This is a genomic window from Enterobacter cloacae complex sp. SHL021, assembly GCF_049237765.1.
In the GTDB taxonomy this organism is placed as follows: domain Bacteria; phylum Pseudomonadota; class Gammaproteobacteria; order Enterobacterales; family Enterobacteriaceae; genus Enterobacter; species Enterobacter cloacae.
In genome coordinates this window covers 296,947-322,709 of record NZ_JBMKJG010000001.1, presented here as the reverse complement: position 1 = coordinate 322,709, position 25,763 = coordinate 296,947, and the positions used below count along the sequence as shown (strand labels likewise).

Annotated in this window: 25 protein-coding genes; 3 read left to right on the top strand and 22 right to left on the bottom strand. The window is 54.4% G+C overall.

Annotation, left to right across the window (positions count from 1 at the left end):
• Positions 1-27: 27 nt before the first annotated feature.
• The 7 genes from ACOTZF_RS01525 to hinT form a co-directional block, all read right to left on the bottom strand.
• Complete coding sequence (locus tag ACOTZF_RS01525; protein ID WP_013097105.1) at positions 28-1,332, bottom strand: NAD(P)/FAD-dependent oxidoreductase; 1,305 nt, start codon at positions 1,330-1,332, stop codon at positions 28-30.
• A 238-nt stretch (positions 1,333-1,570) separates the two neighbouring features.
• Entirely contained in the window at positions 1,571-2,113 is a 543-nt protein-coding gene (gene ycfP / locus ACOTZF_RS01520; protein ID WP_013097106.1) for an alpha/beta hydrolase YcfP, read from the bottom strand.
• 34 nt (positions 2,114-2,147) lie between these two features.
• On the bottom strand, positions 2,148-3,173 hold the full coding sequence (gene nagZ / locus ACOTZF_RS01515; RefSeq protein WP_038979819.1) for a beta-N-acetylhexosaminidase: 1,026 nt from the start codon (positions 3,171-3,173) through the stop codon (positions 2,148-2,150).
• A gap of 11 nt (positions 3,174-3,184) precedes the next feature.
• Entirely contained in the window at positions 3,185-4,009 is an 825-nt protein-coding gene (thiK, locus tag ACOTZF_RS01510; RefSeq protein WP_038979817.1) for a thiamine kinase, read from the bottom strand.
• Positions 3,990-4,637 carry a penicillin-binding protein activator LpoB gene (lpoB, locus tag ACOTZF_RS01505; protein WP_013097109.1) on the bottom strand — a complete coding sequence of 216 codons (648 nt, stop codon included), beginning with the start codon at positions 4,635-4,637 and terminating at the stop codon, positions 3,990-3,992. Before lpoB ends, thiK begins: the two co-directional genes overlap by 20 nt.
• Positions 4,638-4,647: 10 nt before the next feature.
• Positions 4,648-5,022 carry a YcfL family protein gene (locus ACOTZF_RS01500; RefSeq protein ID WP_023621894.1) on the bottom strand — a complete coding sequence of 125 codons (375 nt, stop codon included), beginning with the start codon at positions 5,020-5,022 and terminating at the stop codon, positions 4,648-4,650.
• A gap of 1 nt (position 5,023) precedes the next feature.
• Complete coding sequence (gene hinT / locus ACOTZF_RS01495) at positions 5,024-5,383, bottom strand: purine nucleoside phosphoramidase (protein ID WP_013097111.1); 360 nt, start codon at positions 5,381-5,383, stop codon at positions 5,024-5,026.
• A gap of 351 nt (positions 5,384-5,734) precedes the next feature.
• On the opposite strand from hinT, the gene fhuE reads away from it, so the two are divergent.
• A complete protein-coding gene (fhuE, locus tag ACOTZF_RS01490; RefSeq protein WP_038979814.1) occupies positions 5,735-7,924 on the top strand; it encodes a ferric-rhodotorulic acid/ferric-coprogen receptor FhuE in 2,190 nt (729 codons plus the stop codon).
• Positions 7,925-8,008: 84 nt separating this feature from the next.
• On the opposite strand, the gene ptsG is transcribed toward fhuE, so the two are convergent.
• The 14 genes from ptsG to yceD form a co-directional block, all read right to left on the bottom strand.
• On the bottom strand, positions 8,009-9,442 hold the full coding sequence (ptsG, locus tag ACOTZF_RS01485; RefSeq protein WP_013097113.1) for a PTS glucose transporter subunit IIBC: 1,434 nt from the start codon (positions 9,440-9,442) through the stop codon (positions 8,009-8,011).
• Positions 9,443-9,739: 297 nt separating this feature from the next.
• On the bottom strand, positions 9,740-10,534 hold the full coding sequence (locus ACOTZF_RS01480; protein WP_020689599.1) for a metal-dependent hydrolase: 795 nt from the start codon (positions 10,532-10,534) through the stop codon (positions 9,740-9,742).
• A gap of 10 nt (positions 10,535-10,544) precedes the next feature.
• Positions 10,545-11,549 carry a DNA polymerase III subunit delta' gene (holB, locus tag ACOTZF_RS01475; protein WP_038979811.1) on the bottom strand — a complete coding sequence of 335 codons (1,005 nt, stop codon included), beginning with the start codon at positions 11,547-11,549 and terminating at the stop codon, positions 10,545-10,547.
• Complete coding sequence (gene tmk, locus ACOTZF_RS01470) at positions 11,546-12,187, bottom strand: dTMP kinase (protein WP_013097116.1); 642 nt, start codon at positions 12,185-12,187, stop codon at positions 11,546-11,548. The genes holB and tmk overlap by 4 nt, the downstream gene beginning before the upstream one ends.
• A complete protein-coding gene (yceG, locus tag ACOTZF_RS01465) occupies positions 12,177-13,199 on the bottom strand; it encodes a cell division protein YceG (RefSeq protein ID WP_038979809.1) in 1,023 nt (340 codons plus the stop codon). The genes tmk and yceG overlap by 11 nt, the downstream gene beginning before the upstream one ends.
• 2 nt (positions 13,200-13,201) lie before the next feature.
• Positions 13,202-14,011 (bottom strand): aminodeoxychorismate lyase, encoded by an 810-nt coding sequence (gene pabC / locus ACOTZF_RS01460; protein WP_038979807.1) that lies wholly within the window; start codon positions 14,009-14,011, stop codon positions 13,202-13,204.
• Between the two features lie 121 nt (positions 14,012-14,132).
• The gene (gene fabF, locus ACOTZF_RS01455; RefSeq protein ID WP_028028098.1) at positions 14,133-15,374 is read right to left on the bottom strand and encodes a beta-ketoacyl-ACP synthase II; all 1,242 of its coding nucleotides are present in this window, start codon (positions 15,372-15,374) and stop codon (positions 14,133-14,135) included.
• 91 nt (positions 15,375-15,465) lie between these two features.
• Positions 15,466-15,702 (bottom strand): acyl carrier protein, encoded by a 237-nt coding sequence (gene acpP, locus ACOTZF_RS01450; RefSeq protein WP_003857954.1) that lies wholly within the window; start codon positions 15,700-15,702, stop codon positions 15,466-15,468.
• A 154-nt stretch (positions 15,703-15,856) separates the two neighbouring features.
• Positions 15,857-16,591, bottom strand: a complete 735-nt coding sequence (gene fabG / locus ACOTZF_RS01445; RefSeq protein WP_013097120.1) for a 3-oxoacyl-ACP reductase FabG — start codon at positions 16,589-16,591, stop codon at positions 15,857-15,859.
• A 12-nt stretch (positions 16,592-16,603) separates the two neighbouring features.
• A complete protein-coding gene (fabD, locus tag ACOTZF_RS01440; RefSeq protein ID WP_014831447.1) occupies positions 16,604-17,533 on the bottom strand; it encodes an ACP S-malonyltransferase in 930 nt (309 codons plus the stop codon).
• A 15-nt stretch (positions 17,534-17,548) separates the two neighbouring features.
• Entirely contained in the window at positions 17,549-18,502 is a 954-nt protein-coding gene (locus ACOTZF_RS01435; protein WP_013097122.1) for a beta-ketoacyl-ACP synthase III, read from the bottom strand.
• A gap of 6 nt (positions 18,503-18,508) precedes the next feature.
• Positions 18,509-19,543: a phosphate acyltransferase PlsX gene (gene plsX, locus ACOTZF_RS01430; protein WP_060578773.1), complete on the bottom strand. Its 1,035-nt coding sequence runs from the start codon at positions 19,541-19,543 to the stop codon at positions 18,509-18,511.
• Positions 19,544-19,623: 80 nt separating this feature from the next.
• Positions 19,624-19,797, bottom strand: a complete 174-nt coding sequence (gene rpmF, locus ACOTZF_RS01425; RefSeq protein WP_003857964.1) for a 50S ribosomal protein L32 — start codon at positions 19,795-19,797, stop codon at positions 19,624-19,626.
• 16 nt (positions 19,798-19,813) lie between these two features.
• Positions 19,814-20,335, bottom strand: a complete 522-nt coding sequence (gene yceD / locus ACOTZF_RS01420; protein ID WP_013097124.1) for a 23S rRNA accumulation protein YceD — start codon at positions 20,333-20,335, stop codon at positions 19,814-19,816.
• Between the two features lie 140 nt (positions 20,336-20,475).
• Between yceD and ACOTZF_RS01415 the strand changes: the two genes are divergently transcribed.
• Positions 20,476-21,060 carry a Maf family protein gene (locus tag ACOTZF_RS01415; RefSeq protein WP_129252645.1) on the top strand — a complete coding sequence of 195 codons (585 nt, stop codon included), beginning with the start codon at positions 20,476-20,478 and terminating at the stop codon, positions 21,058-21,060.
• Positions 21,061-21,143: 83 nt separating this feature from the next.
• On the opposite strand, the gene rluC is transcribed toward ACOTZF_RS01415, so the two are convergent.
• Positions 21,144-22,091, bottom strand: coding sequence for a 23S rRNA pseudouridine(955/2504/2580) synthase RluC (rluC, locus tag ACOTZF_RS01410; RefSeq protein ID WP_028028073.1), 948 nt, complete (start codon positions 22,089-22,091; stop codon positions 21,144-21,146).
• A 571-nt stretch (positions 22,092-22,662) separates the two neighbouring features.
• Here rluC and rne point away from each other — a divergent pair.
• Positions 22,663-25,761, top strand: a complete 3,099-nt coding sequence (gene rne, locus ACOTZF_RS01405) for a ribonuclease E (protein ID WP_129317770.1) — start codon at positions 22,663-22,665, stop codon at positions 25,759-25,761.
• The last annotated feature ends 2 nt before the right edge of the window (positions 25,762-25,763 follow it).

Sequence of the window (25,763 nt, the reverse complement as noted above, 5' to 3'; positions counted from 1 at the left end):
TCCGGAGGGCCCGGAGGGAGAGAAAAATTAGTGCAGCTTCAGACGTGGACGGATCACGCGGTTGATTCGCCCTACCAGCATCATCAGGCCGGTTTTGAAGTAGCCGTGCAGCGCAATCTGGTGCATACGGTACAGGGAGATATAGACAAAGCGTGCGATGCGCCCTTCTACCATCATCGAGCCGCGCATCAGGTTCCCCATCAGGCTGCCTACGGTTGAGAAGTTTGACAACGAAACCAGAGAGCCGTGGTCTTTGTAGACGTAGGCCTTCATTGGCTTGCCTTTGCGCTGTGCCAGAATATTGTGCAGCACCAGGCTTGCCATCTGATGCGCTGCCTGGGCGCGAGGAGGCACGAAACCGCCTTCTGGACGCGCGCATGACGCACAGTCACCAATCGCGAAAATCTCTGGATCGCGCGTGGTTTGCAGCGTCGGCTCGGTCACCAGCTGATTGATACGGTTGGTTTCCAGCCCGCCAATGTCTTTCATGAAATCAGGTGCTTTGATACCCGCCGCCCAGACCATCAGATCCGCTTTGATGTACTCGCCATCCTTGGTGTGCAGGCCACCTTCGTCTGCGCTGGTCACCATCGTCTGGGTGAGAACACGTACGCCCAGTTTGGTCAGTTCGTTATGCGCCGCGCCAGAAATACGCGGAGGCAGCGCAGGCAGAATACGCTCACCTGCCTCAACCAGCGTTACGTTCAGCGCTTCATTGGTTAACCCTTTGTACCCGTAGCTGTGCAGCTGTTTTACCGCATTGTGCAGCTCAGCGGAGAGTTCAACGCCCGTTGCGCCACCGCCTACAATGGCGATATTCACCTTACCATTCGCACCCATGTTATTGGTGTACTTCAGGAACAGGTTCAGCATTTCCTGGTGGAAACGACGCGCCTGGTGTGGGTTATCCAGGAAAATGCAGTGCTCTTTCACACCCGGGGTGTTGAAATCGTTGGAGGTACTGCCCAGCGCCATGACCAGTGTGTCATAGGCAAGCTTGCGCTCCGGGACCAGCAACTCCCCTTTTTCGTCACGCAGCTCGGCCAGGGTAATGGTTTTGCTCTCACGGTTGATATCCACCACGGAACCCAGCTGGAACTGGAAATGGTGGTTACGTGCGTGCGCCAGATAGCTCAGCGCGTCAACGCCCTCATCCAGTGAACCGGTCGCCACTTCGTGCAGCAACGGTTTCCACAGGTGGCTGTGGTTACGATCCACCAGCGTGATTTTGGCTTTTTTGCCGCGACCCAGCTTCTTACCCAACTGTGTCGCCAGCTCCAGCCCGCCAGCACCACCGCCTACAATCACTATCTTTTTCAATGGCGTAGTCAACGTGACCCCCTCAAATTATTAACCAATTGTTAATTAAAAGTTATAAGAATAACCCTTAATTAACAACAGGTTACAGCACTGAAACCATTCAGGTGCATTGAGAATACCACGTCAGGCGCATTGGTCATACCAAAATTGATGTGCATCAAGTTTTGGTGGCTTAAAAGTAGACAATTCTGTGAAAAAAGAAAGCCCGGCACGCTTTCGCGGCCGGGCCTGGGAGATCTTATGCAGTATCTTAGCCCAGTGTTTTGAAGGCTTTGATGCGCTGCAGATGCGGGGAGATGTTCTTGAACTTGTGGGTCTGTTCTTCGTCCCAGACAATTTCATAGTAGTGATGCAACAGCTCAGCCGCACGGTGGCTGTTGAGAGCCTCATCATTACGCGAAAGGATCACCAGACAGCGGTCGCGGTTCTTTTCACGGAAATTGCTGACGCACTTGGTGGCAATATCGACATACTCTTCTGGGCGGTCAATCTTGCCTTCCATGTTCTCGTTCGGGAACAGGTTAGGATTGAATACCACCTGGCGAATATCGCACAGGAATCCAATCCGCTCCGCCCAGTAGCCACCCAGCCCCACGCCGCAAATCAGCGGGCGATCGTCGATGTTGAGCTGCAGCATCTTGTCCACTTCTTTGAGCAGATGCTGCATGTCATGTTTCGGATGGCGCGTGCTGTAGCTGATCAGCCGTACATCCGGATCGATAAACTGCAGTTGCAGTACCTTCTCATGATTACCAGGACTGTTTGAGTCAAAACCGTGTAAATAGATGATCATCGTCTTCTCACCACGCTACGCCTTCCGGGAGGATTTACAGGCTGGCTTTATGTGCCTGCCAGCGCTCATTCAGTGCTTCAAGCCGGGCGTTAACCGCTTTCCAGCGTGCCGAATCCATCAGCTCCTGACGGCTAAATGAACCTTTATGATACAAATGTGTAACACGCTCTGCATTGATCGGCGACAGGTTATCCAGCACGCTGACTGCGCCTTTACGATTATTGCAGACGAGGATCATATCGCAACCTGCGTCGAGCGACGCCTGCCCACGCTCCGCGTAGCTGCCCATGATCGCCGCCCCTTCCATCGACAAATCGTCGGAGAAGATCACGCCGTTGAAACCGAGCTCCTGACGCAGCACGTTTTTTAACCAGTGCGGAGAACCGCTCGCCGGGCGCGGGTCGACGTCACTGTAAATCACATGCGCAGGCATAATGGCATCCAGCTTGTTATCGCTAATCAGCGAGCGGAACACCGACATATCTTTGGCACGAATTTCCGCCTCCGGGCGCGGATCACGCGGAGTCTCTTTATGCGAATCCGCCGTCACGGCGCCGTGCCCCGGGAAGTGTTTACCGGTGGTTTTCATTCCTGCATCGTGCATGCCGTCGATAAAGCGGGTGGCCATCTCCAGTGCAATACGGGGATCGCTATGGTAAGAGCGCTCGCCAATTGCCGCACTGATATGCCCTACGTCCAGCACCGGGGCAAAACTGATGTCGATATCCATGGCAATCATCTCGCTGGCCATCAGCCAGCCGGCCTCCTGGGCCAGATTTCCGCCCTCTTCGGTGCCGAGCAGCGCCGCGAAAGACTGGGCCGCGGGCAGACGGGTGAAGCCCTCACGGAAACGCTGCACGCGCCCGCCTTCCTGATCGACGGCCACGACCAGATGATTACGCGACGCCGCGCGGATCTGGCGAACCAGCTCACGCAACTGCGCCGGATCGTGATAGTTGCGGGTAAACAGGATGAGCCCCCCCACCAGCGGGTGCGCCAGAATTTCACGCTCCTCCGCATCCAGTTCAAACCCTTCTACATCCAACATGACTGGACCCACAGCAACCTCTCTTATCCTTTAATGTGTAACTGGCGCCAGGCATCATCTGCCAGCGCAATAAATTGTTTCTCGCCGGACTGCTGAAAACGCATTTCAAACCAGCCCGCCATCAGCATGACGACCCAGGGTCGCCAGCGTCTGACCTGACGCGCCAGCTGTCCCGCGTCCAGATGCGCAATGCGGGCGTAATCGCCGATCAGTCTTTGGCGCGCTGTATCATCTTCCACCCAGACGGCCGCCAGCTCCAGTGCCACATCCCCATCGCCGGCATACTCCCAGTCGATAAGCCTGATGCCGGTGGACGTATGCACAATATTTCCGGCATGAACATCCATGTGTAATGGCGACAGCCGAAGCGGCTGAGGCTCTCCCGCACTGCGTAACCGTTTAAGCTGCGCAAGCCACCGTGGGGTACGTCTGTCCGGTGAGGCTCGCTGCCAGTATTGTTCCAGCAAAGGGAGCAGCGTGACTCGCCACCCCAGACACGGCTGATGGTGCAACTGACAGAGCGTCGTCGCAAGCGTTGCGCTGTCGGGCAGCGTATGCCGGATCTCCCCTGCCAGATACTCTACCGCCATCCAGCCCTGTCTGAAAAAGCGCGGGGCTGGCACGAGATCAGCCGGTAGACGCTTCAGGGCACGAAACTGACGGCGAAAATGGGAAACGGGGGCTAAGGGATCGTGGTGATGACGCAACACCAGACGCTGCTCGCCCTGTTCCAGAATGCAACTCGCGCCGCCAAGCCCGGAGTGGGCCTGCGGCGCGATAAGACGATACTGCGGAAAATAACGCGTGAGGATCGCTTCACGCGTGCAGTCAGAGTTGCGTAACCGCACCTTTACCTGACCAGATAATCTCGCCTGTCTGAACCAGCATCAGCTGCATCTGCAGGGCTGGCGTATTCACGTTACCGGTGGCATTAGAGTACAGCACATACTGCGCACCAACGTTACGGGCAATCCCCATCGCCTTACTGCGCGTACCGAGGCTGTCCTGTGGCGACAGACCAAGCTGCTGTTTGGCTACTGCCAGCTGCTGTGCGGAAACCAGCGTAAACTTGCCGTTATTGGCCAGTGCATTGCGCAGGGTTTCTGTCGCTTCCCCGGCATTGAGTGAACCGTTAGTCCGGTTATTTACGCTATCCACCAGCAGTACGCTGCCTGCCGTTACGCCCTGCGCCTGCAGCATTTTGCCCACCATCGGCTGCATCGCACCGTTCCAGTCATAATGACGCACGCGCGGCGTTGGCTGGGAGGTCTGGTCCGGATGTTCAATCGGGCCAGGCTGCGACGGGATCGTCGGTACAGACGGCACGGTTGGCTGCGGTTGCGTTGGCTGTGTCGGCTGCTCCGTACCCGGTTTTGCCTCGTCCACCGGCGCAGGCTGTTCGGTTCGCGTCACACATCCTGCAAGGAACAGTGCAAAAGCTGTCACGAGCGCATAACGGCTCATATTTTTAATCAAGGTTCACCTCTTACAGATAAAGATAAAGTCTCACCTTATGCGCACCCAGATAGTTGGCGCTACCATAGAGCGTTACCGACGATCCTGCCGGAATGGTCACGCTGCGCGGCGCTTCCAGCGGGTGCATTTCAAGACCCCGTACGTCATACCAGAAGAAACGGTAGTGCACCGTCACCGGTTCGTGTCTTTCGTTAAAGAGCGTAGAGGACGCAGAAGATTTAATTTCACTGATGGTCAACGTAGGTTGTTCTGCGGTGATGCCCGCGGCAAGTACCGAGGACTCCATCACCAGCGTCTGTTCATCACTGACGGGAATGGCCGGGCGCGTGCTGCATCCCACCATTACCAATGTCATTGCCAGCGCTGCAATACGCCCTTTTAACATGTCAAAGACCTTTATGTGACAGCATCGGTCCCAGAGGACGCCCACCCAGAAGATGCATATGAATATGATAAACTTCCTGACCACCATGGCGATTACAGTTCATGATCAAGCGGTAACCGTCTTCAGCAATCCCCTCCTGCTCGGCGATTTTCGCGGCTACCGTCAGCATACGGCCTAACGCCACTTCATGCTCGGCTTTTACGTCATTGACGGTGGGAATCAGAATATTTGGAATGATAAGGATATGAGTCGGAGCCTGAGGAGAAATATCTCTGAAAGCCGTCACCAGCTCATCCTGATAAACGATATCCGAAGGGATTTCGCGGCGGATAATTTTACTGAAAATGGTTTCTTCAGCCATGACCTGTTCCTTTGTAGTTTAATCTGGCGTGGTGCGTCCGCTATTAACACAATCTCTGCATGAGTGTGTGGCACAATGGAAGAGTATGAGCGACTTTCTCCTGTCCTTTCAACCTTCTCCCCGGATTTCTTTCCTGAAAGCGTTTCAGCTGACTGAAGAGTAACCGCTCTCGACGCTTCACCACCTGAAACATAATTTCATTTCCTTTTGACACATCTGTTTACAGTGCTAATCACAATGCGTATATTTCGCATTTGCATTTTCATGCGCATTTTTAACATAGAAAACGACGTCAGCCCGCACTCGCGGGACTGTCGCACTCACCTTTCACCATTCATTAAGGGTTTGATGATGTCTTTCATTTATCACACCAGGGATGGGCAACCGCAGCCAGCCGCCACGCCTTCGTTGCTGGCTGCCTGTATTGCTATGGCATTGATGCCAGCCGTCAGTTTCGCCGCCTCAGCGACCGAAGATACCGTGGTTGTCGAGGGCGGTTTTGATAACGCACAGGACCCGTCCAGCAGTCAGGATACGGACTACAGCGTTAAGACCACCACCACGGGGACGAAACTGTTACTGGTTCCCCGCGATATTCCGCAGTCCGTCAGCGTCATTAGCCAGCAGCGTATGGCAGATCAGAATCTGCAATCCCTCGGTCAGGTGTTAACTAACACCACCGGCGTCACCGCGCAGGTACAGGACAGCGACCGGACGGTATTTTACTCGCGCGGCTTCTTTGTCAGTAACTATGCGTATGATGATCTGCCAACCTCCATCAGCGAAGTATGGAACTTTGGCGACACCGCCGCCGATACCGCCATTTACGATCGTATTGAAGTGGTACGCGGCGCAACCGGCCTGATGTCCGGCACGGGAAATCCCGCCGCCTACGTCAACATGGTACGTAAGCATGCAGACAGCAATGAATTTAAAGGCAATGTCTCCGCCAGTTACGGTAGCTGGGACAAACAACGCTACGTGCTGGATCTGCAGGCTCCGCTGGTAGAGTCGGGTAACGTGCGCGGTCGTCTTATTACGGGTTATCAGGACAACGACAGTTTTGTTGATAACTACCACTACCGCAAAAAGTTCCTCTATGGCGTGGTCGATGCGGACGTGACTGACAGCACCACCCTGTCTGTGGGCTATGAATATCAGGAAAGCGATACCGATAACCCAACCTGGGGCGGCCTGCCAACCTGGTACAGCGATGGCAGCAAAACCCATTACAACCGCAGCCAGACCGTTGCACCAGACTGGGCTTATTCAGATAAAGACAACACCCGTATTTTCGCCAACCTCACCCAACGCTTCGACAACGGCTGGGAAGCCCACATCAACGGCATGCATGCCGACACCAACTTCGACAGCAAACTGATGTATATGTCCGGCTACCCGGATAAAGAGACCGGTGCGGGTATGGTCGGATATGGCGGCTGGAACCGCGGTGAACGTAAGCAGGATGCGGTGGATGCCTTCCTGCGCGGCGGTTTCGATCTTTTCGGTCGCCAGCATGAGATGATGTTTGGCGGTAGCTTCAGCCGCCAGCGTAACCACTATGACAACACCATGCCGGACGCGCTGTACGGCATGGTTGACGTGGGTAACTTCAAAAACTGGAACGGGAATATCGCCGATCCGCAGTGGACCCCCTGGAAGCTTTACAGTCAGGATGATATCCGCCAGTCTTCAGCCTATACCTCAGCCCGCTTCTCGCTTGCCGATCCGCTATCTCTGATCCTCGGTGCGCGTTATACCCATTACAACATTCGCTATAACCCGGCGGGCTCCCCGGACACCCGCCTGGAAAGCAGTAAGGATGATGTAACGCCATATGCGGGCTTTGTTTATGATATCAATGAAGACTGGTCAACCTACGTCAGCTATACCTCCATCTTCCAGCCTCAGGACAAACGTGACGCCAGCGGCCGCTACCTGGACCCGACAACGGGGAAAAGCTATGAAGCCGGGGTGAAAGCAGACTGGTTTAGTACCCGCCTGACCACCTCGCTCGCCCTCTTCCGCATTGAGCAGGATAATGTGGCGAATAATACCTACACCTACATGCCCAGCGGCGAGTCAATTTATGAATCTCTGGATGGGGTCGTCAGTAAAGGGATCGAGTTCGAGCTAAACGGCGCCCTGACCGATAACTGGCAGCTGACCTTCGGCGCAACCCGCTACATTGCTGAAGACAAGCGCGGCAACGCGGTAAGTTCCGATCAGCCTCGTACCACAATGAAGCTCTTTACCCGTTATCAACTGCCCATGCTACCTGCACTGGCAGTGGGCGGCGGAGTGAACTGGCAGAATAAAGTCTGGAACGATGTAGATGGCGGCCCGGCAGGCCGATCACGGGCAGAACAAGGCAGCTACGCGCTGGTTAACCTGTTCAGCCGGTATCAGGTTACTAAAGATTTTGCTGTCCAGGCTAACGTCAACAACCTGTTCGACAAAGAGTATTACGACTACGTCGGCTCTTATGTGGTATATGGCGCGCCGCTGAACGTCTCTGTAAGCGCGAGCTACGACTTCTGAATGTTCAGCCGCTACCCGGCATAACAAAACTGCAGGCATAAAAAAGGCAGCCATTCGGCTGCCTTAGTCTCCCCAGGTCACAGCTTAGCTGTTGCGGATGTATTCATCCATTTCGGTTTTCAGGTTATCGGATTTGGTACCGAAGATTGCCTGAACACCAGAACCTGCAACAACCACACCCGCTGCGCCCAGTTTTTTCAGACCCGGCTGGTCTACTTTCGCAACATCGGCAACGCTCACACGCAGACGAGTGATACACGCGTCCAGGTTAGTGATGTTCTCTTTACCGCCGAATGCTGCAACCAGTGCCGGAGCCATCTCGCTGGTCGCGCCTGCTTTGCTGTCTTCTGTTGCATCTTCACGACCTGGCGTTTTCAGGTCCAGTGCTTTGATCAGCACGCGGAAGATGGTGTAGTAAACAACGGCGTAGCACGCACCCACGATTGGGAACAGCCACAGTTTGCTGCTGTTACCGGACAGAACGATGAAGTCGATCAGGCCGTGTGAGAAGGACGTACCGTCACGCATACCCAGCAGGATACAGATTGGGAACGCCAGACCCGCCAGAATCGCGTGGATAACGTACAGGATCGGCGCAACGAACATGAAGGAGAACTCGATCGGCTCGGTGATACCGGTCAGGAACGAGGTCAGCGCTGCGGAGATCATGATACCGCCCACTTTTGCACGGTTCTCTGGTTTAGCAGAGTGCCAGATTGCAATTGCCGCGGCTGGCAGACCATACATTTTGAACAGGAAGCCACCAGACAGTTTACCTGCAGTTGGGTCACCCGCCATGTAACGTGGGATATCACCGTGGAACACCTGACCTGCTGCGTTGGTGAATTCACCAATCTGCATCTGGAATGGAACGTTCCAGATGTGGTGCAGACCAAATGGCACCAGGCAACGCTCGATGAAGCCGTAGATACCAAACGCCACTACCGGGTTCTGATAAGCAGCCCACTGAGAGAAGGTCTGGATTGCCGTACCGATAGGTGGCCAGATGAAGGACAGGATCACACCCGTGAAAATCGCTGCCAGACCAGAGATGATCGGAACGAAACGCTTGCCCGCGAAGAAGCCCAGATACTCAGGCAGCTTGATGCGATAGAAGCGGTTAAACATATACGCTGCAATCGCACCGGAGATGATACCGCCCAGAACACCGGTATCCGCCAGGTGTTTCGCTGCGATCTCTTCAGCAGGTAAATGCAGAACCAGCGGTGCAACCACAGCCATGGTTTTCACCATGATGCCGTAGGCAACCACAGAAGCCAGCGCAGAAACGCCGTCGTTATTGGTGAAGCCCAGAGCAACACCGATAGCGAAGATCAGCGGCATGTTAGCAAAGACAGAACCGCCTGCTTCGGCCATTACGTGGGACACTACGGCTGGCAGCCAGCTGAAGTTTGCAGAACCGACACCCAGCAGGATACCTGCGATAGGCAGTACGGATACTGGCAGCATCAGCGATTTACCGACCTTTTGCAGGTTAGCAAATGCATTCTTAAACATAATTGAGAGTGCTCCTGAGTATTTGTGCTTTTTTTACGCTTTCACGCATTGGCCCGGGGGGAGTACCGTGCCGTGGACAGGACATCTAAGCGCCCTTTATTTATTACACAGAGTAAAATAATTCCCTCTGAGTTTGTTTGACGGCTATCACGTTTCAGCTTAAGACGGTCGAAAAACTTTCAGTTATTTACAAAAAGCATTTCTGGATGTGTCTAAAAACACCATCACCGCCCCAAATGAGGCGGTGAACTTTACTCGTTTTAACTATTAATTACGAGCCTAAAAAAAACAGGTGTATCAAACAGATTGCAGGCGGGCGGGGTCAATATGGAACAGTGTAGAGAAGTTTTCCGTCGTGACGCGGGCCAGCTCTTCGATACTGACGCCCTTCAGAACGGCCATGTATTCAGCCACGTCTCTCGTCATTGCTGGCTGGTTTTCTTTACCGCGATGCGGTACCGGAGCCAGATAAGGAGAGTCTGTTTCCACCAGAATACGATCGAGCGGAACATAACGCGCAGCATCGCGAAGCTGCTCAGCGTTACGGAACGTCACGATCCCGGAAAACGAGATATAAAACCCTAAATCAAGCAGTTTTCCCGCCGTTTCTCTGTCTTCTGTGAAACAGTGTAGTACGCCACCGCAATCCGTCACGTTTTCTTCCCTGAGGATCGCCAGGGTATCGGCGCGGGCATCGCGGGTATGAACGATAACCGGTTTGTTAAGCTCACGGCCAATGCGAATGTGATGGCGGAAGGACTCCTGCTGACGCGCCATGGTCTCCGGCGTGTAGTAATAGTCCAGCCCGGTTTCCCCCATCGCTACCACGCCCTCTTCGGCCGCCAGACGACGTAACTCCTCAACGTCGTATGCTTCATCCTGATTGAGCGGATGCACGCCACAGGAAAAGACCACATTAGGGCGAACGCCCACCAGCTCACGCATGGTGCGATAGCCCGGCAGCGTGGTAGCCACCGCAAGGCAAAATTTCACATCGCGGGCGGCGGCTTTTGCCAGCACGTCGTCCACGTCTTTATGCAGGGATTGATAATCCAGGCCATCGAGATGGCAGTGTGAGTCGACTAAAAACATAATGTCTCTCTCAGAGATGGGAAACAGGCGGAGTAACGCCTGGTTGCAGGTAATGTTCGATACGCAGTAACTGGTCGGTCAGTACAAGCTCGCGATTAAGACCGGTTACCGTTAAAAGTTGTTCGCGGCTCTGGCAAGTATCGTGCAGGATCGCACGCAACGTGGCGCCTGGCAGACGATTCGCCAGCGTGTTTACCAGTGGCCAGACATCGGGATTGGTCAGCAGCGTGGCCCCCTGCTGGATCTTGAGGGCATCCAGAAGTAAGGCAGCCAACCAGTGCAGACGCTCGGCAGCCTGATCGCTGCTAAGTGCAGGCAGTACGCTCAACCAGTCACCGCTCTCCAGCGCAGAGGCAACGGCGCGGCAAAGCGCTTCTCGTTGCGACCAGACGTCCGCCTGCAGCAGAGCCAGCGCCGCGGCAGGTGCGCCGCTGCTGAGGCGCAATGCGGACAACGCGCTATCCTGTGACGTTGTCACCTCACGCTCCAGCCAGCTCAGCGCCCACGATTCCTGGGGAGTCGCAAGGTGATGAAGCCGACACCGACTGCGTAACGTCGCCAGTAATCGACCCGGATCGCGGCATGACAGGAAGAACCACGTTTTTTCCGGTGGCTCCTCCAGCGTTTTAAGCAGCGCGTTTGCCGCCGCCTCGGTAAGCAACGCCGCGTCTTTCAGCCAGACGACTTTTGCGCCACCCAGTCGTGCGTGCTCGTATAATTTTTCACTGACTTCACGCACGGCATCGATACCGAGCGCACTTTTGCCCTTCTCAGGCTCCAGCGTGTAATAGTCAGGATGTGTGCCCGCCTGCATCAGCTGGCAGCCGCGGCATTTACCGCAGCTTTTGTGACCTTCTGGCTGCTGGCACATCAGAAAACGGGTGATGGCGTAGATCAATGCATCTTCACCCATGCCCGGCAATGCCTGAATCAGTAACGCATGATGCCCCCGTCCGGCCTGATAGCTGGCGATCAGCTGTTCAAAGTGCGGGCGCAACCATGGGTACCATTTCATGCCTGTTGCTCCTGTAGCCAGTGTTTGACAGTTTCCTCGATGGAACGGGTCACCTCTTCCAGGGACTGCGTCGCATCAATGGTGCGAATGGAACTGTCCTGACTGGCGAGTTCAAGATAACGCGCGCGGGTGCGATTAAAGAAGTCGAGCGACTCTTGCTCAATGCGATCCAGCTCGCCGCGCGCGCGCGCGCGCTTCAGGCCCACTTCCGGCGTTACATCCAGATACAGCGTCAGATCGGGGCGGAAATCCCCTAATACTGCATCACGCAACGTTGCCAGCATTGTCTGGTCAATTCCGCGTCCCCCGCCCTGATACGCCTGAGTCGACAGATCGTGACGGTCGCCAATGACCCACTTGCCAGCGGCCAGAGCCGGTTTGATGACCGTCTCTACCAACTGCACGCGAGCGGCATAGAACATCAGCACTTCGGCTTTGTCAGTGATAACTTCATCGCCCACGGATTTGATATCCAGCACCAGGCTGCGCAGCTTTTCAGCCAGCTGCGTACCGCCGGGTTCACGGGTAAACACCATGTCCGCAACGCCGAGCGTTTTCAGCGTTTCGATTACCACGTTGCGGGCTGTGGTTTTACCGGCTCCTTCGAGTCCCTCAATGACAATGTATTTACTGCGCATTTTTTTCCTTAAGTGCCTTCAGATAATCCTGAACGGAGCGATTATGGCTGGCAAGGTTGGTGTTAAAGGTATGCCCCCCTTTTCCATCAGCCACAAAGTAGAGATACGGTGTTTTTGCCGGATGCGCGGCCGCCTTAAGCGAGGCTTCGCTCGGCGTGGCAATCGGGCCTGGCGGCAGGCCGCTAATAACGTAGGTATTATACGCCGTCGGCGTCTCCAGATCTTTTCGTGAAATCTTGCCGCTGTAGTTCTCACCCATTCCGTAAATCACGGTAGGGTCAGTTTGCAGACGCATGCCAATGCGCAGTCGGTTGATAAAGACCGACGCCACCTGGTCGCGCTCTGAAGCCACCGCGGTCTCTTTCTCAATAATTGAGGCCATGGTGACAAACTGGTTTTGATCTTTATACGGCAGGCCATCGGCGCGCCCTTCCCACGCAGACTCCACCGCCGCGACCATTTTTTTGTGCGCACGCTTCAGGATCGCCACATCGGTTGTTCCGGCTGTATACATCCAGGTGTCCGGCCAGAACCAGCCTTCAACCCACTCGGGATGTTCAAATTCAAGTACCGCGGCAACCGTCTGGTAACTGTCATCTTTTAGCGTGTGTTTAATATACGGCGCATCACGCAGCTGTTTGAGGTAATCGCTAAGGCGCATCCCTTCAACAAACCGCAGCGGGAACTGCGCTTCTTTGCCGCTTTCCAGCAACTGCAGCATCTCTCTGACGGTCATCCCGGGCGTGAAACGATAGGTGCCAGCTTTAAAATGAGACAGCTCAGGTTCCACACGCAATAACCACTGGAACACGCGTGGACGATTAATGATTTTATCGCCATAAAGCTGTTCACCGAGCGCCAGTCGCCCGGTTCCCGCTTTCAGGGTAAAGATCGTTTCGTCCTTAATCAGGATCTTACTGTCCGCCAGCTGGCGAACTTTCCACATTCCCGCGCCGCCAGCGATACCCAGCGCAACGATTAGAAGGAGGACAAAGCGCAACATTTTCTTCATGACTATCTGGTTTGCTCACATATCGGGGCTAAAAAAGAGAACAGCTCGCGCGATGGCAAGCAAATTTGACCATAAGCGCGGACAGGTATAACCGGCATCAGCGCGTTGCAAATAACGATTTCATCTGCTGCCTGCAACGCCTCTTCGCGTGCGTTAACTTCGACAACGTGAAAGTCAGAGCGTGCCAGCTGCTGCACACAAAACTGACGCATAATACCGTTGACTCCCGCCTGTTCCAGCGAAGGCGTGAAAACAGTGTTGCCCTGCCGCCAGAATAAATTAGCCGCACAGCATTCCGTAATGAACCCTTCGCTGTCAAGAACCAGCGCTTCATCGGCTGCCGTCTGCTCAAGATGAGTACGGATTAGCACCTGCTCAAGACGATTGAGATGTTTTATCCCGGCAAGCATGGGGTTTCTTCCCAGACGTACCGGGCTGAGGGTCAGGGTAACGCCCTCTTCACGCCAGCGCGTATACTGGGCAGGATACGCAGAAACCGACAGGATCCGGGTGGGATGTTGGCAACTGGCACCGCTATAACCCCGTCCACCGCTGCCGCGGCTGATAATGGCCTTGAGTACCCCACTGGGCTTTCCGGACGCAAGCTGGCGCATTTCCTGGCGCAACGTGTCCCATTGCGTAAAGGGGATCAGTAACGTTTTGCAGGCCGTTTGCAGACGACGTATATGCGCATCCAGCAGACACACGTCGCCATCCGCAATGCGCGCCGTGGTAAAGCAGCCATCACCAAACTGAGTCGCCCTGTCGCTGGCAGGCAGAGATTCTTGCTCAAGGCCATTGATTAAAAACATGGTGGCTCCTTATGCGTGGGCGTTTAGTCTGGCAGGATGTCGTGCAGCCGACAAGAAGATTAGCCTGAATAAAAAAGGCCCGACAAGCGGACCTTTTTTCACAGCCATAGGGTACGCAGACTCAGATCTTTTTGAAGATCAGAGAACCGTTAGTACCGCCAAAGCCGAAGGAGTTACACAGGGTGTACTCCATTCCACTCACCTGGCGCGCTTCGTGAGGAACGAAGTCCAGATCGCAACCTTCATCCGGGTTATCCAGGTTGATGGTTGGCGGAACAGCCTGGTCGCGCAGCGCAAGAATAGAGTAAATAGACTCTACTGCCCCCGCCGCACCCAACAGGTGACCGGTCATGGATTTTGTGGAACTGACCAGTACGCGGCTGGCAGATTCACCGAAGATAGACTTAACAGCCTGAGCTTCTGCTTTATCGCCCGCAGGGGTAGAGGTACCGTGTGCGTTAACGTAGCCGATTTGCGCTGGGGTAATACCCGCATCGCGAATCGCGTTTTCCATGGCCAGCGCGGCGCCTGCACCATTTTCTGGCGGTGACGTCATGTGATAGGCATCGCTGCTCATACCAAAGCCAACGACTTCAGCATAAATTTTCGCGCCACGTTTTTTCGCATGTTCGTACTCTTCCAGAACGAGCATACCTGCACCATCGCCCAGCACGAAACCGTCACGGTCTTTGTCCCAAGGACGGCTTGCCGCCTGAGGATTATCGTTGCGGGTAGACAGCGCGCGCGCAGCACCAAAGCCACCCACGCCAAGCGGGGTACTGGCTTTTTCAGCACCGCCCGCCACCATAGCATCTGCATCGCCGTACGCAATCATACGCGCGGCCTGGCCGATGTTATGCACGCCAGAGGTACATGCGGTCGCGATAGAAATGCTTGGCCCACGCAGACCGAACATGATGGTCAGGTGACCCGCCACCATATTAACAATCGTGGACGGAACGAAGAACGGGCTGATTTTACGCGGTCCGCCATTCATGAGAGATGAATGGTTTTCCTCGATCAGACCAAGACCGCCAATCCCGGAGCCAATAGCGGCACCGATACGGGTTGCGTTCTCTTCCGTAATTTCAAGGCCAGAATCCTGCATGGCCTGAACGCCAGCGACAATTCCATATTGAATGAAGGCATCCATCTTGCGCTGTTCTTTGCGCGAGATGATCTCTTCACAGTTAAAATCCTTTACTAAGCCAGCAAATTTCGTTGCATAGGCGCTAGTATCGAAATGGTCGATTAGGCTGATGCCGCTCTGACCGGCAAGGAGAGCTTTCCAGGTGGACTCTACGGTATTGCCGACAGGAGACAACATGCCAAGTCCGGTCACAACTACACGACGCTTAGACACGTTTGTCCTCCAGGGAGGGATAAAAAAAGAGATTCGTGGGACTAAAAAAGATAAAACTCAGGCGGTCGAATGACCGCCTGGAGATGTTCACTTACGCCTGGTGGCCGTTGATGTAATCAATGGCAGCCTGAACGGTGGTGATCTTCTCAGCTTCTTCGTCCGGAATCTCAGTATCAAACTCTTCTTCCAGAGCCATTACCAGCTCAACGGTGTCAAGAGAATCTGCGCCCAGGTCTTCAACGAAGGAAGCGGAGTTCACAACTTCTTCCTGCTTAACGCCCAGCTGTTCGCCGATAATTTTCTTAACGCGTTCTTCGATAGTGCTCATACTCTTAAATTTCCTATCAAAACTCGCTTTCGCGATGGTTTTCGTAGTGTATAAAATGTTGAAAAATTTGCAACTAAATCCCGGCAGGTCTTACCACGATTTTACGTTATTTTGAGGCCAATCCCCCCAATAACGCAAATATTTTCGATCGTGATTAAACCATATACATCCCGCCGTTGACGTGGAGGGTTTCACCAGTGATGTAACCCGCTTCGTCAGAGGCTAAAAATGCAACCGCGCTGGCAATTTCTTTAGGGTCGCCTAAGCGGCCCGCAGGAACAGCTGCCAGCGTACCCGCACGCTGCTCATCAGTCAGCGCACGCGTCATGTCCGTTTCAATAAAGCCCGGAGCAACAACGTTTACAGTAATCCCGCGGGACGCGACTTCACGCGCCAGCGACTTACTGAAACCAATCAGACCTGCTTTCGCCGCAGCGTAGTTAGCCTGACCAGCATTTCCCATGGTACCAACCACAGAACCGACAGTGATAATACGACCATGACGCTTTTTCATCATAGCGCGCATTACCGCTTTTGACAGACGGAATACAGATGACAGGTTGGTTTCGATAATATCGTTCCACTCGTCGTCTTTCATTCGCATCAACAGGTTATCGCGAGTGATCCCGGCATTATTGACCAGAATATCCACTTCGCCAAACTCTGCGCGAATATTTTCCAGAACAGATTCGATAGATGCAGGTTCGGTCACATTCAGTACCAGACCTTTACCGTTCGCACCCAGATAGTCGCTGATGGCCTTCGCGCCATTCTCGCTGGTTGCTGTACCAATCACTTTCGCGCCGCGCGCGGCCAGTGTTTCAGCAATTGCACGCCCGATACCGCGGCTTGCGCCAGTGACCAGGGCAATTTTTCCTTCAAAACTCATGGTATTCCTCTTTTATTGCGAGAGTGCCGCTTCAATGGCTTCCGGCTCGTTAATCGCCGAGGCAGTCAGGGTGTCAACAATACGTTTTGTCAAACCAGTCAGGACTTTCCCTGGGCCGACTTCGTACAGGTGCTCAACGCCCTGAGAGGCCATAAACTCAACGGTTTTGGTCCACTGTACCGGGCTATAAAGCTGGCGAACCAGCGCATCACGGATAGCCTCCGGCGTGGTTTCACATTTCACATCAACGTTGTTCACAACGGAAATCGTCGGTGCGTTAAAGGTAATTTTTTCCAGTTCAACCGCCAGCTTGTCAGCAGCAGGTTTCATCAGCGCACAGTGGGACGGAACACTCACTGGCAGCGGCAGCGCACGTTTCGCCCCCGCGGCTTTACAGGCTGCACCTGCACGTTCAACCGCTTCTTTATGACCGGCGATAACCACCTGGCCTGGCGAGTTGAAGTTAACCGGTGAAACCACCTGACCTTCTGCTGATTCTTCACACGCTTTTGCGATGGAAGCATCGTCGAGACCGATAATAGCAGACATGCCGCCCGTGCCTTCTGGCACCGCTTCCTGCATGAATTTACCACGCAGTTCTACCAGGCGTACCGCGTCAGCAAAGGCGATCACACCGGCACAGACCAGTGCAGAGTATTCACCCAGGCTATGGCCCGCGAGCAGGGCTGGCGCTTTACCGCCCTTCTGCTGCCAGACGCGCCACAGCGCAACGGAAGCGGTCAGCAGTGCTGGCTGAGTCTGCCAGGTTTTGTTCAGCTCTTCGGCCGGACCTTGTTGGGTCAGCGCCCATAAATCATAACCCAGCGCATCGGAAGCTTCACGGAAAGTCTCTTCGATTACCGGATAGTTTGCTGCCATTTCAGACAACATCCCAACGGTTTGAGAGCCCTGACCCGGAAACACAAAAGCAAATTGCGTCATCTTTTAATCCTTATCCTAGAAACGAACCAGCGCGGAACCCCAGGTGAACCCGCCACCGAAGGCTTCAAGCAAGACCAACTGGCCCCGTTTGATTCGTCCGTCACGTACCGCTTCATCAAAGGCGCACGGTACTGACGCCGCAGAGGTATTGCCGTGGCGATCGAGCGTCACCACAACGTTATCCATCGACATGCCCAGCTTTTTCGCGGTTGCACTGATAATACGCAGGTTCGCCTGATGCGGCACCAGCCAGTCGAGTGCGGTGCGCTCAAGGCCATTCGCCTCCAGCGTTTCATCAACAATGTGGGCCAGTTCCGTCACCGCGACCTTAAACACTTCGTTACCTGCCATGGTCAGGTAGATAGAGCTGTCCGGATTCACACGGTCGGCATTAGGCAGCGTTAACAGTTCGCCATAGCTACCGTCAGCATGCAGATGCGTGGAGATGATGCCCGGCTCTTCAGACTGACCCAGCAGTACGGCACCCGCGCCATCGCCAAAAATAATGATCGTTCCGCGATCGGTTGGATCGCAGGTACGCGCCAACACGTCAGCTCCGATCACCAGCGCATACTTCACCGCGCCGGATTTTACATACTGATCGGCAACGCTCAATGCATAGGTGAAACCTGCGCAGGCTGCGGCAACGTCAAACGCCGGGCAGCCTTTAATACCGAGCATATTCTGCACCTGGCACGCTGCGCTTGGGAAAGCATGCGTGGCCGATGTTGTGGCAACCACGATCAAACCAATCTGATCTTTATCGATGCCCGCCATCTCGATAGCACGCTGTGCGGCTTCGTAACCCATGGTGGACACGGTTTCGTCTGGCGCGGCGATACGACGTTCACGGATACCTGTGCGCGTGACAATCCACTCGTCAGACGTATCTACCATTTTTTCCAGATCGGCGTTGGTTCGCACTTGTGTTGGCAGATAGCTGCCGGTACCAATAATCTTCGTATACATGTACGCTCAGTCACTTTTAGCTAATACAGATTCCAGGCGAGCGGCAATCCGCTGAGGGACTTGTCGCTGCACCGCCTGCACTGCCTGTTCAATGGCGACAGTAAATGCTCGCTGATTGGCGGCACCGTGACTCTTGATCACAATGCCGCGCAATCCTAACAGACAGGCGCCATTATACTGGTCGGGGTTGAGGTGACTGAATCGCCGCGTCAGGCTTTTTTGTAACCAACGCTTTAATAAAATCAGCCACCAGGCGCTTTTTTTACCTTCGCCCTGCGATTTGAGGAGAGAAAGGAACATTCGCACAACCCCTTCCATGGTCTTCAACGTCACGTTTCCAGTGAAGCCATCACACACCAGAACATCCGTTTTCCCCGTCAGCAACTCATTGGCTTCGAGATAACCAATATAGTTGATGGAGGGAACCTGTTTAAGCAATTCGGCAGCCTCACGAATGCTGTCCAGGCCTTTGGTCTCTTCTTCACCTATGTTCAGTAACGCAACACGGGGAGTCTTGATCCCGACCACTTCTTCTGCCAACACCGACCCCATCACGGCAAACTGAGCCAGCATTGTACTATCACAATCGACGTTAGCGCCCAGATCGAGCACCACCGTTTTGCCCTTTTGCTGATGCGGGAGTACCGTCACCAGCGCAGGACGCTCAATGCCCTCAATAGGCTTGAGCAGTAATTTCGACAGCCCCATCAGCGCGCCGGTATTTCCCGCGCTGACGCAGGCCTGCGCACGTCCTTCTTTTACCAGCTCCAGCGCCATTCGCATAGAGCTGCCACGGCTATTGCGAATCGCCTGCGATGGCCGGGCATCACTGGCAATAACTGACTGCGCAGGAATAATCTGCAGACGTGAACGTTGTTCGAAGTCAGCTTTTGCAAGTAATGGCGTGATTGTGTCGGGATTGCCGACTAAAAGAAGTGTGAGTTGCGAATTAGAATTCAGTGCCTGCAATGCTGCAGGCACTGTCACGGAAGGCCCAAAATCTCCTCCCATGACATCTAACGCCAGGGTTAGACGTGTCAAGGTATCGTCGCAGCCTGGTTCGGTAAATTCCCCGTTTGCACGGGGAGTTCCTCACTAAGCCTAATCACGCAAACGCGTGATTACTTAGTGATAACCTTGCGGCCGCGGTAGAAACCGTCAGCAGTGATGTGGTGACGCAGGTGTTTCTCACCAGAAGTCTTGTCTACAGACAGGCTGGTAACTGCAGTCAGCGCGTCATGGGAACGACGCATGCCACGTTTGGAACGGGTTGGTTTATTCTGTTGTACGGCCATGGACCTTACTCCTCAATTACTTACGCTTTAAGCTGGCTAATACGGCAAATGGGTTTGGTTTTTGCGCTTCATCAGGCAGTTCCCCAAAGACCATGTCCGCCTCGGACACTTCACAGTGTTCAGAATCATGCACCGGAACCACTGGCAAGGTGAGGATGATTTCATCTTCAACCAGAGCCAGAAGATCGATTTCACCGAATTCGTTAACCTCAATCGGCTCATACGCTTCCGGGAGTGCCTCAGCCTGTTCGTCAGAACGAACCGGACTGAAACAATACGTTGTGTGAACGTGCTGTGTGAACGGTTTCCCGCAACGCTGACATTCGAGCGTTACCGTCACCTTTGCATCACCGGTTAAAACGGCAAGACGCTGGTTATCGATAGCGAACGACATGGAGCATTCCACATCACTGTCCACACTGACTACGGATTCGGCAATACGCTCAGCCTGATCGGAAGTATAGATACCTTCGTAATCGAGGCGTTTTTGAGCCGTACGAACCGGATCAAGAGTCAGGGGTAATTTTACCTTTTGCATAGGGCGCGCATATTAACTTTGTAACGGCATATAGTCAAAGAAAAAGGCAACCAGGGCTGCCTTTTGCCAATTATTCGCACACATTGCGGCCTGTAGTTTAAAATGGCTGGCATCGATACGCTATATCTGGTGATAAAAATATGCCAAATCTCGTTCTCGCTTCCACTTCTCCCTACCGCCGAATGTTGCTGGAAAAGCTCGGGATCCCGTTTGTGTGTGCCGCGCCGGACGTTGACGAGACGCCACAACCTGGCGAGTCGCCGCGTCATTTAGTGACGCGTCTGGCGAAAGAGAAAGCACAATCGCTTGCCGCACAATACCCTTCGCATTTGATTATAGGCTCCGATCAGGTTTGCGTGCTGGATGGTGTCATCACCGGTAAGCCACACACCGAAGAGAATGCCTGTAAACAGCTTATGCAGGCGCGCGGCAATATTGTTACCTTTTATACCGGCCTCGCGCTCTACAACTCCGCCGTGGGCCACCTGCAGACCGAATGCGAACCGTTTGATGTTCACTTCCGACACCTGAGCGAGCAAGAAATCACTGATTATGTGCGTCGTGAACGGCCTCTCAACTGCGCCGGCAGTTTTAAAAGTGAAGGTCTTGGGATTGCGCTCTTCGAAAAGCTGGAGGGGCGTGATCCGAACACGCTGGTGGGCTTACCGCTGATTGCGATGTGCCAGATGTTAAGACGCGAAGCGTGTAATCCGCTGACGGCGTGACTTTTTGCGGCCTGATGCCCTCACCCACAGGGAGAGGGTGCAAACATTAAAAACGGCAACTCCGTTGCCGTTTAACTTTTACCTTAGCCGCGCAGAACTTTCAGGCAGCGTTTCAACTGCTCATCCAGCGGCGCTTCAATACGTATAGTCTCGCCGGTATTTGGATGGGTAAACTTCAGCGCTGCCGCATGCAGGAACAGACGCGACAGCCCCGTCCCCGCCAGTTGCTTATCAAATTCCCTGTCGCCATAGCGATCGTCAAACGCAATCGGATGGCCCGCAAACTGGGTATGCACGCGAATCTGATGGGTTCGGCCCGTCACCGGGCTACAGCGCACCAGGGTGGCAAACTCATAGCGCTCTTCTACTTTAAAGCGCGTCTCAGACGGTTTACCTTCCTGGCTGACGCGAACAATTCGCTCACCGCTTTGCAAAATATTTTTCAACAGCGGGGCCTGCACCACTTTCACGTGGGACTGCCACTGACCGCGCACCAGCGCCAGATAATCTTTCTGCATCCCTTTTTCGCGCAACTGCTCGTGCAACGAGCGCAGGGCTGAACGTTTTTTGGCGACCAGCAGCACGCCAGAGGTGTCACGATCGAGACGGTGAACCAGTTCGAGGAAACGGGCTTCCGGGCGCAGCGCGCGCAGCCCTTCAATCACGCCGAAGCTGAGACCGCTGCCGCCGTGTACCGCCGTACCCGACGGTTTATTCAGCACCAGGATATGATCATCTTCATACAGGATCACATCACTCAGGGCAGCCACCTTCTGCAGCTTAGGCGACACGACCTCTTCTTCACGTTCGGCAACACGCACCGGCGGGATACGCACTTCGTCACCGGCTTCGAGCTTATACTCAGGTTTCACGCGTTTTTTGTTAACCCGCACCTCGCCCTTACGCAGGATGCGGTAAATCATGCTTTTTGGTACCCCTTTCAGCTGGGTGCGCAAAAAGTTATCGATACGTTGCCCCGCTTCATCATCGGCGATAGCAACCATTTTTACGGCTGGAGTCTCTGTTTTCATGGTTGGCGATTCTAAATATCGTCAGGCATTAGCGCCACTCATTTTTCTATGCTTATATTTACTTTTATCCGGCCTGCCCCGGTTTCGCGCAATCGATTTGGTGGTTATTAAACCAATCACCATCCTGAAGTGTAGAAACTGTGAGTAACCGGGTGATAATTGGTAAAAGTCATCTTGCTATAACCCGGCGAGCAGTGGAATAATGAAGCCGTTTTCCGCGTTAAATCCGGGTTTTGTAAGGATGTCGACGGAATGACCAATTTTGTCTGACCGATCATCCACGCAGCAATGGCGTAAGACGTATTGATCTTTCAGGCAGTTAGCGGGCTGCGGGTTGCAGTACTTCCCGGTATAAGGATTGTTCTCTGGAGAGTTCTACCCAGGCAATTCCCCTGATAATTGCGCTGTGTTTCCGTATGAAACACAGGCAACCGACACTCTGCGCCTCTTAAGCGAGCGACAACCGTGAGGTTGGCGACGTGAATAGACACGAGGCCATCGGTTCATACCCCGGAAAGCGTCACCTTGCCCGCAGCTTTGTCGTCAATGTAAGAATAACGAGTAAGTTACGATGAAAAGAATGTTAATCAACGCAACTCAGCAAGAAGAGTTGCGTGTCGCCCTTGTGGATGGGCAGCGCCTGTACGATCTGGATATCGAAAGTCCTGGACACGAACAGAAAAAAGCGAACATTTACAAAGGTAAAATCACCCGCATTGAACCAAGCCTTGAGGCTGCATTTGTCGATTACGGTGCTGAGCGTCATGGTTTCCTCCCTCTGAAAGAAATCGCCCGCGAATATTTCCCTGCTAACTACAACGCTCATGGCCGTCCGAATATCAAAGATGTTCTGCGTGAAGGTCAGGAAGTGATTGTTCAGATTGATAAAGAAGAGCGCGGCAACAAAGGTGCCGCACTGACAACCTTTATCAGCCTGGCAGGAAGTTATCTGGTGCTGATGCCAAACAACCCGCGTGCGGGTGGTATCTCTCGACGTATCGAAGGCGATGACCGTACCGAACTGAAAGAAGCGCTGGCCAGTCTTGAACTGCCGGATGGCATGGGTCTTATCGTGCGTACCGCCGGTGTGGGCAAATCTGCCGAAGCGCTGCAGTGGGACTTAAGCTTCCGTCTGAAGCACTGGGAAGCTATCCAGAAAGCAGCAGAAAGCCGCCCTGCTCCGTTCCTGATCCACCAGGAAAGTAATGTTATTGTACGTGCCTTCCGCGATTATCTGCGTCAGGATATCGGTGAAATTCTCATCGACAATCCGAAAGTGCTTGAGCTGGCTCGCCAGCACATCGCCGCACTGGGTCGTCCGGACTTCACCAGCAAAATCAAACTGTACACCGGTGAAATCCCGCTGTTCAGCCACTATCAGATTGAATCCCAGATTGAGTCCGCCTTCCAGCGTGAAGTGCGTCTGCCATCCGGCGGTTCTATCGTTATCGATACCACAGAAGCGCTGACCGCTATCGACATCAACTCCGCACGTGCGACGCGCGGCGGCGATATCGAAGAGACCGCCTTCAACACCAACCTTGAAGCCGCTGATGAAATCGCCCGCCAGCTCCGCCTGCGCGACCTGGGTGGCCTGATTGTTATCGACTTTATCGACATGACCCCTGTTCGTCACCAGCGTGCGGTTGAAAACCGTCTGCGCGAAGCGGTGCGCCAGGATCGTGCGCGTATCCAGATTAGCCATATTTCACGCTTTGGCCTGCTGGAGATGTCCCGCCAGCGCCTGAGCCCGTCTCTGGGCGAATCCAGCCATCACGTTTGCCCGCGCTGCTCCGGTACCGGGACCGTTCGTGATAACGAATCTCTGTCTCTCTCTATTCTGCGTCTGATTGAAGAAGAAGCGCTGAAAGAGAACACCAAAGAGGTTCACGCCATTGTTCCGGTGCCAATTGCCTCCTACCTGCTGAACGAAAAACGTGCCGCGGTGAGTGCCATTGAAGCGCGCCAGGGCGGCGTTCGCTGCATCATCGTGCCAAACGACCAGATGGAAACGCCGCACTATCACGTGCAGCGTGTCCGTAAAGGCGAAGAGACCAGCACGCTCAGCTACCTGCTGCCGAAGTTGCATGAAGAAGAGATGGCGCTGCCATCTGATGAAGAGCCAGCCGAGCGTAAACTGCCAGAGCAGCCTGCGTTAGCGACCTTCATCATGCCAGAAGCTCCGCCAGAAAGTGCCCTGGAAAAACCAGCGGCTAAACCTGCGGCACAAAAACCGGCAGTGGCGGCAAAAGCCGAGCCAGCACAACCGGGTCTGCTGAGCCGTTTCTTTGGCGCGCTGAAGAAAATGTTCGCAGGTGAAGAAGTTCAGCCAGAGCAGCCGAAAGAAGAACCTAAAGCGGCTAAACCTGAGCGTCAGCAGGACCGTCGTAAGCGTCAGAACAACCGCCGCGATCGTAATGACCGCAGCGACCGTAACGAGCGTCGTGACAACCGTTCGGACAACAATGAAGGCCGTGAGCAACGCGAAGACAACCGTCGCAACCGTCGCGAGAAACAACAGCAGAACGTTGAAGATCGTGAAATTCGCCAGCAGGCGGGCGATGAGTCCGAGAAGAGCAAACAGCGCGACGAGCAGCAGCCTCGCCGTGAGCGTAACCGTCGCCGTAACGACGAAAAACGCCAGGCGCAGCAGGACGTTAAAAACCTGAATCGCGAAGAGCCTGCTGAGCAGCAGGAGACCGAGCAGGAAGAACGTACTCAGGTAATGCCACGTCGTAAGCAGCGTCAGCTGACTCAGAAAGTGCGCGTCGGTGCTGTTCAGGCAGAAGAAACCGCAGCTGTCGCAGCCGAAGTGACAGAAACCACAACGGGCACGCAGGTTGCGAAAGTTGACCTCCCGGCCGTCGTGGAAAATCAGGTAGAGCAGGATGAAAACGGTGAAAACCGTGACAACGCGGGTATGCCGCGTCGCTCGCGCCGTTCTCCGCGTCATCTGCGCGTGAGCGGTCAGCGTCGTCGTCGCTACCGTGACGAGCGTTACCCAACGCAGTCCCCAATGCCAATGACCGTGGCGTGCGCGTCACCTGAAATGGCATCCGGTAAAGTCTGGATCCGCTACCCTGTTGCTCGCCCGGAACAGGCTGTTGAAGAACAGGCAGTGACCGAAGAGGTGATTGCACCAGTAGCAGCGGTAGAAGAGGTTGTAACGGAAGCGGCAACCGTGGTTGAACCACAGGTTGTTGAAACTGAAGCACCTCACGCTGTGGACGTCGAAACCACCCATCCAGAAGTGATTGCTGCGCCGGTTGATGCCGCGCCGCAGCTTATTGCCGAAGAAGATGCCGTGGTGGCTGAAGAAGTCGCTGAAGAGGCTGAACCTGTAGCCGCAGTGGAAGAAACCGCTGAGACCATCGTTGAAACCACGACCGAAGAGGTTGTGCAGGACGTTGAGATTCAGGTTGAACCTGTTGTTGAAGAAGCGAAAGCGCCGGAAGTGAAACCCGAGCCGGTGAAGGTTGCCGTCGCGCCTGCGCACGTTGCCACAGCACCGATGACTCGCGCCCCTGCGCCTGAGTATGAGCCTGAAGCACCGCGTCACAGCGACTGGGTTCGCCCGGAGTTCAACTTCGAAGGTAAAGGTGCTGCCGGTGGTCACAGTGCTACGCACAAGGCTACTGCACCAGCAACCCGTCCGCAGTCAGTTGAATAACG

Bases quoted from the DNA above. Each gene is read 5' to 3' on its own strand.
- ACOTZF_RS01415 (WP_129252645.1), top strand. From the start codon at position 20,476: ATGCCAAATCTCGTTCTCGCTTCCACTTCTCCCTACCGCCGAATGTTG.
- ACOTZF_RS01480 (WP_020689599.1), bottom strand. From the start codon at position 10,534: ATGTTTTTAGTCGACTCACACTGCCATCTCGATGGCCTGGATTATCAA.
- yceG (WP_038979809.1), bottom strand. From the start codon at position 13,199: ATGAAGAAAATGTTGCGCTTTGTCCTCCTTCTAATCGTTGCGCTGGGT.
- ycfP (WP_013097106.1), bottom strand. From the start codon at position 2,113: ATGATCATCTATTTACACGGTTTTGACTCAAACAGTCCTGGTAATCAT.
- rluC (WP_028028073.1), bottom strand. From the start codon at position 22,091: ATGAAAACAGAGACTCCAGCCGTAAAAATGGTTGCTATCGCCGATGAT.
- fhuE (WP_038979814.1), top strand. From the start codon at position 5,735: ATGTCTTTCATTTATCACACCAGGGATGGGCAACCGCAGCCAGCCGCC.
- yceD (WP_013097124.1), bottom strand. From the start codon at position 20,335: ATGCAAAAGGTAAAATTACCCCTGACTCTTGATCCGGTTCGTACGGCT.
- fabG (WP_013097120.1), bottom strand. From the start codon at position 16,591: ATGAGTTTTGAAGGAAAAATTGCCCTGGTCACTGGCGCAAGCCGCGGT.
- tmk (WP_013097116.1), bottom strand. From the start codon at position 12,187: ATGCGCAGTAAATACATTGTCATTGAGGGACTCGAAGGAGCCGGTAAA.
- holB (WP_038979811.1), bottom strand. From the start codon at position 11,549: ATGAAATGGTACCCATGGTTGCGCCCGCACTTTGAACAGCTGATCGCC.
- pabC (WP_038979807.1), bottom strand. From the start codon at position 14,011: ATGTTTTTAATCAATGGCCTTGAGCAAGAATCTCTGCCTGCCAGCGAC.
- rne (WP_129317770.1), top strand. From the start codon at position 22,663: ATGAAAAGAATGTTAATCAACGCAACTCAGCAAGAAGAGTTGCGTGTC.
- ptsG (WP_013097113.1), bottom strand. From the start codon at position 9,442: ATGTTTAAGAATGCATTTGCTAACCTGCAAAAGGTCGGTAAATCGCTG.
- fabD (WP_014831447.1), bottom strand. From the start codon at position 17,533: ATGACGCAATTTGCTTTTGTGTTTCCGGGTCAGGGCTCTCAAACCGTT.
- hinT (WP_013097111.1), bottom strand. From the start codon at position 5,383: ATGGCTGAAGAAACCATTTTCAGTAAAATTATCCGCCGCGAAATCCCT.
- ACOTZF_RS01500 (WP_023621894.1), bottom strand. From the start codon at position 5,022: ATGTTAAAAGGGCGTATTGCAGCGCTGGCAATGACATTGGTAATGGTG.
- rpmF (WP_003857964.1), bottom strand. From the start codon at position 19,797: ATGGCCGTACAACAGAATAAACCAACCCGTTCCAAACGTGGCATGCGT.
- acpP (WP_003857954.1), bottom strand. From the start codon at position 15,702: ATGAGCACTATCGAAGAACGCGTTAAGAAAATTATCGGCGAACAGCTG.
- ACOTZF_RS01435 (WP_013097122.1), bottom strand. From the start codon at position 18,502: ATGTATACGAAGATTATTGGTACCGGCAGCTATCTGCCAACACAAGTG.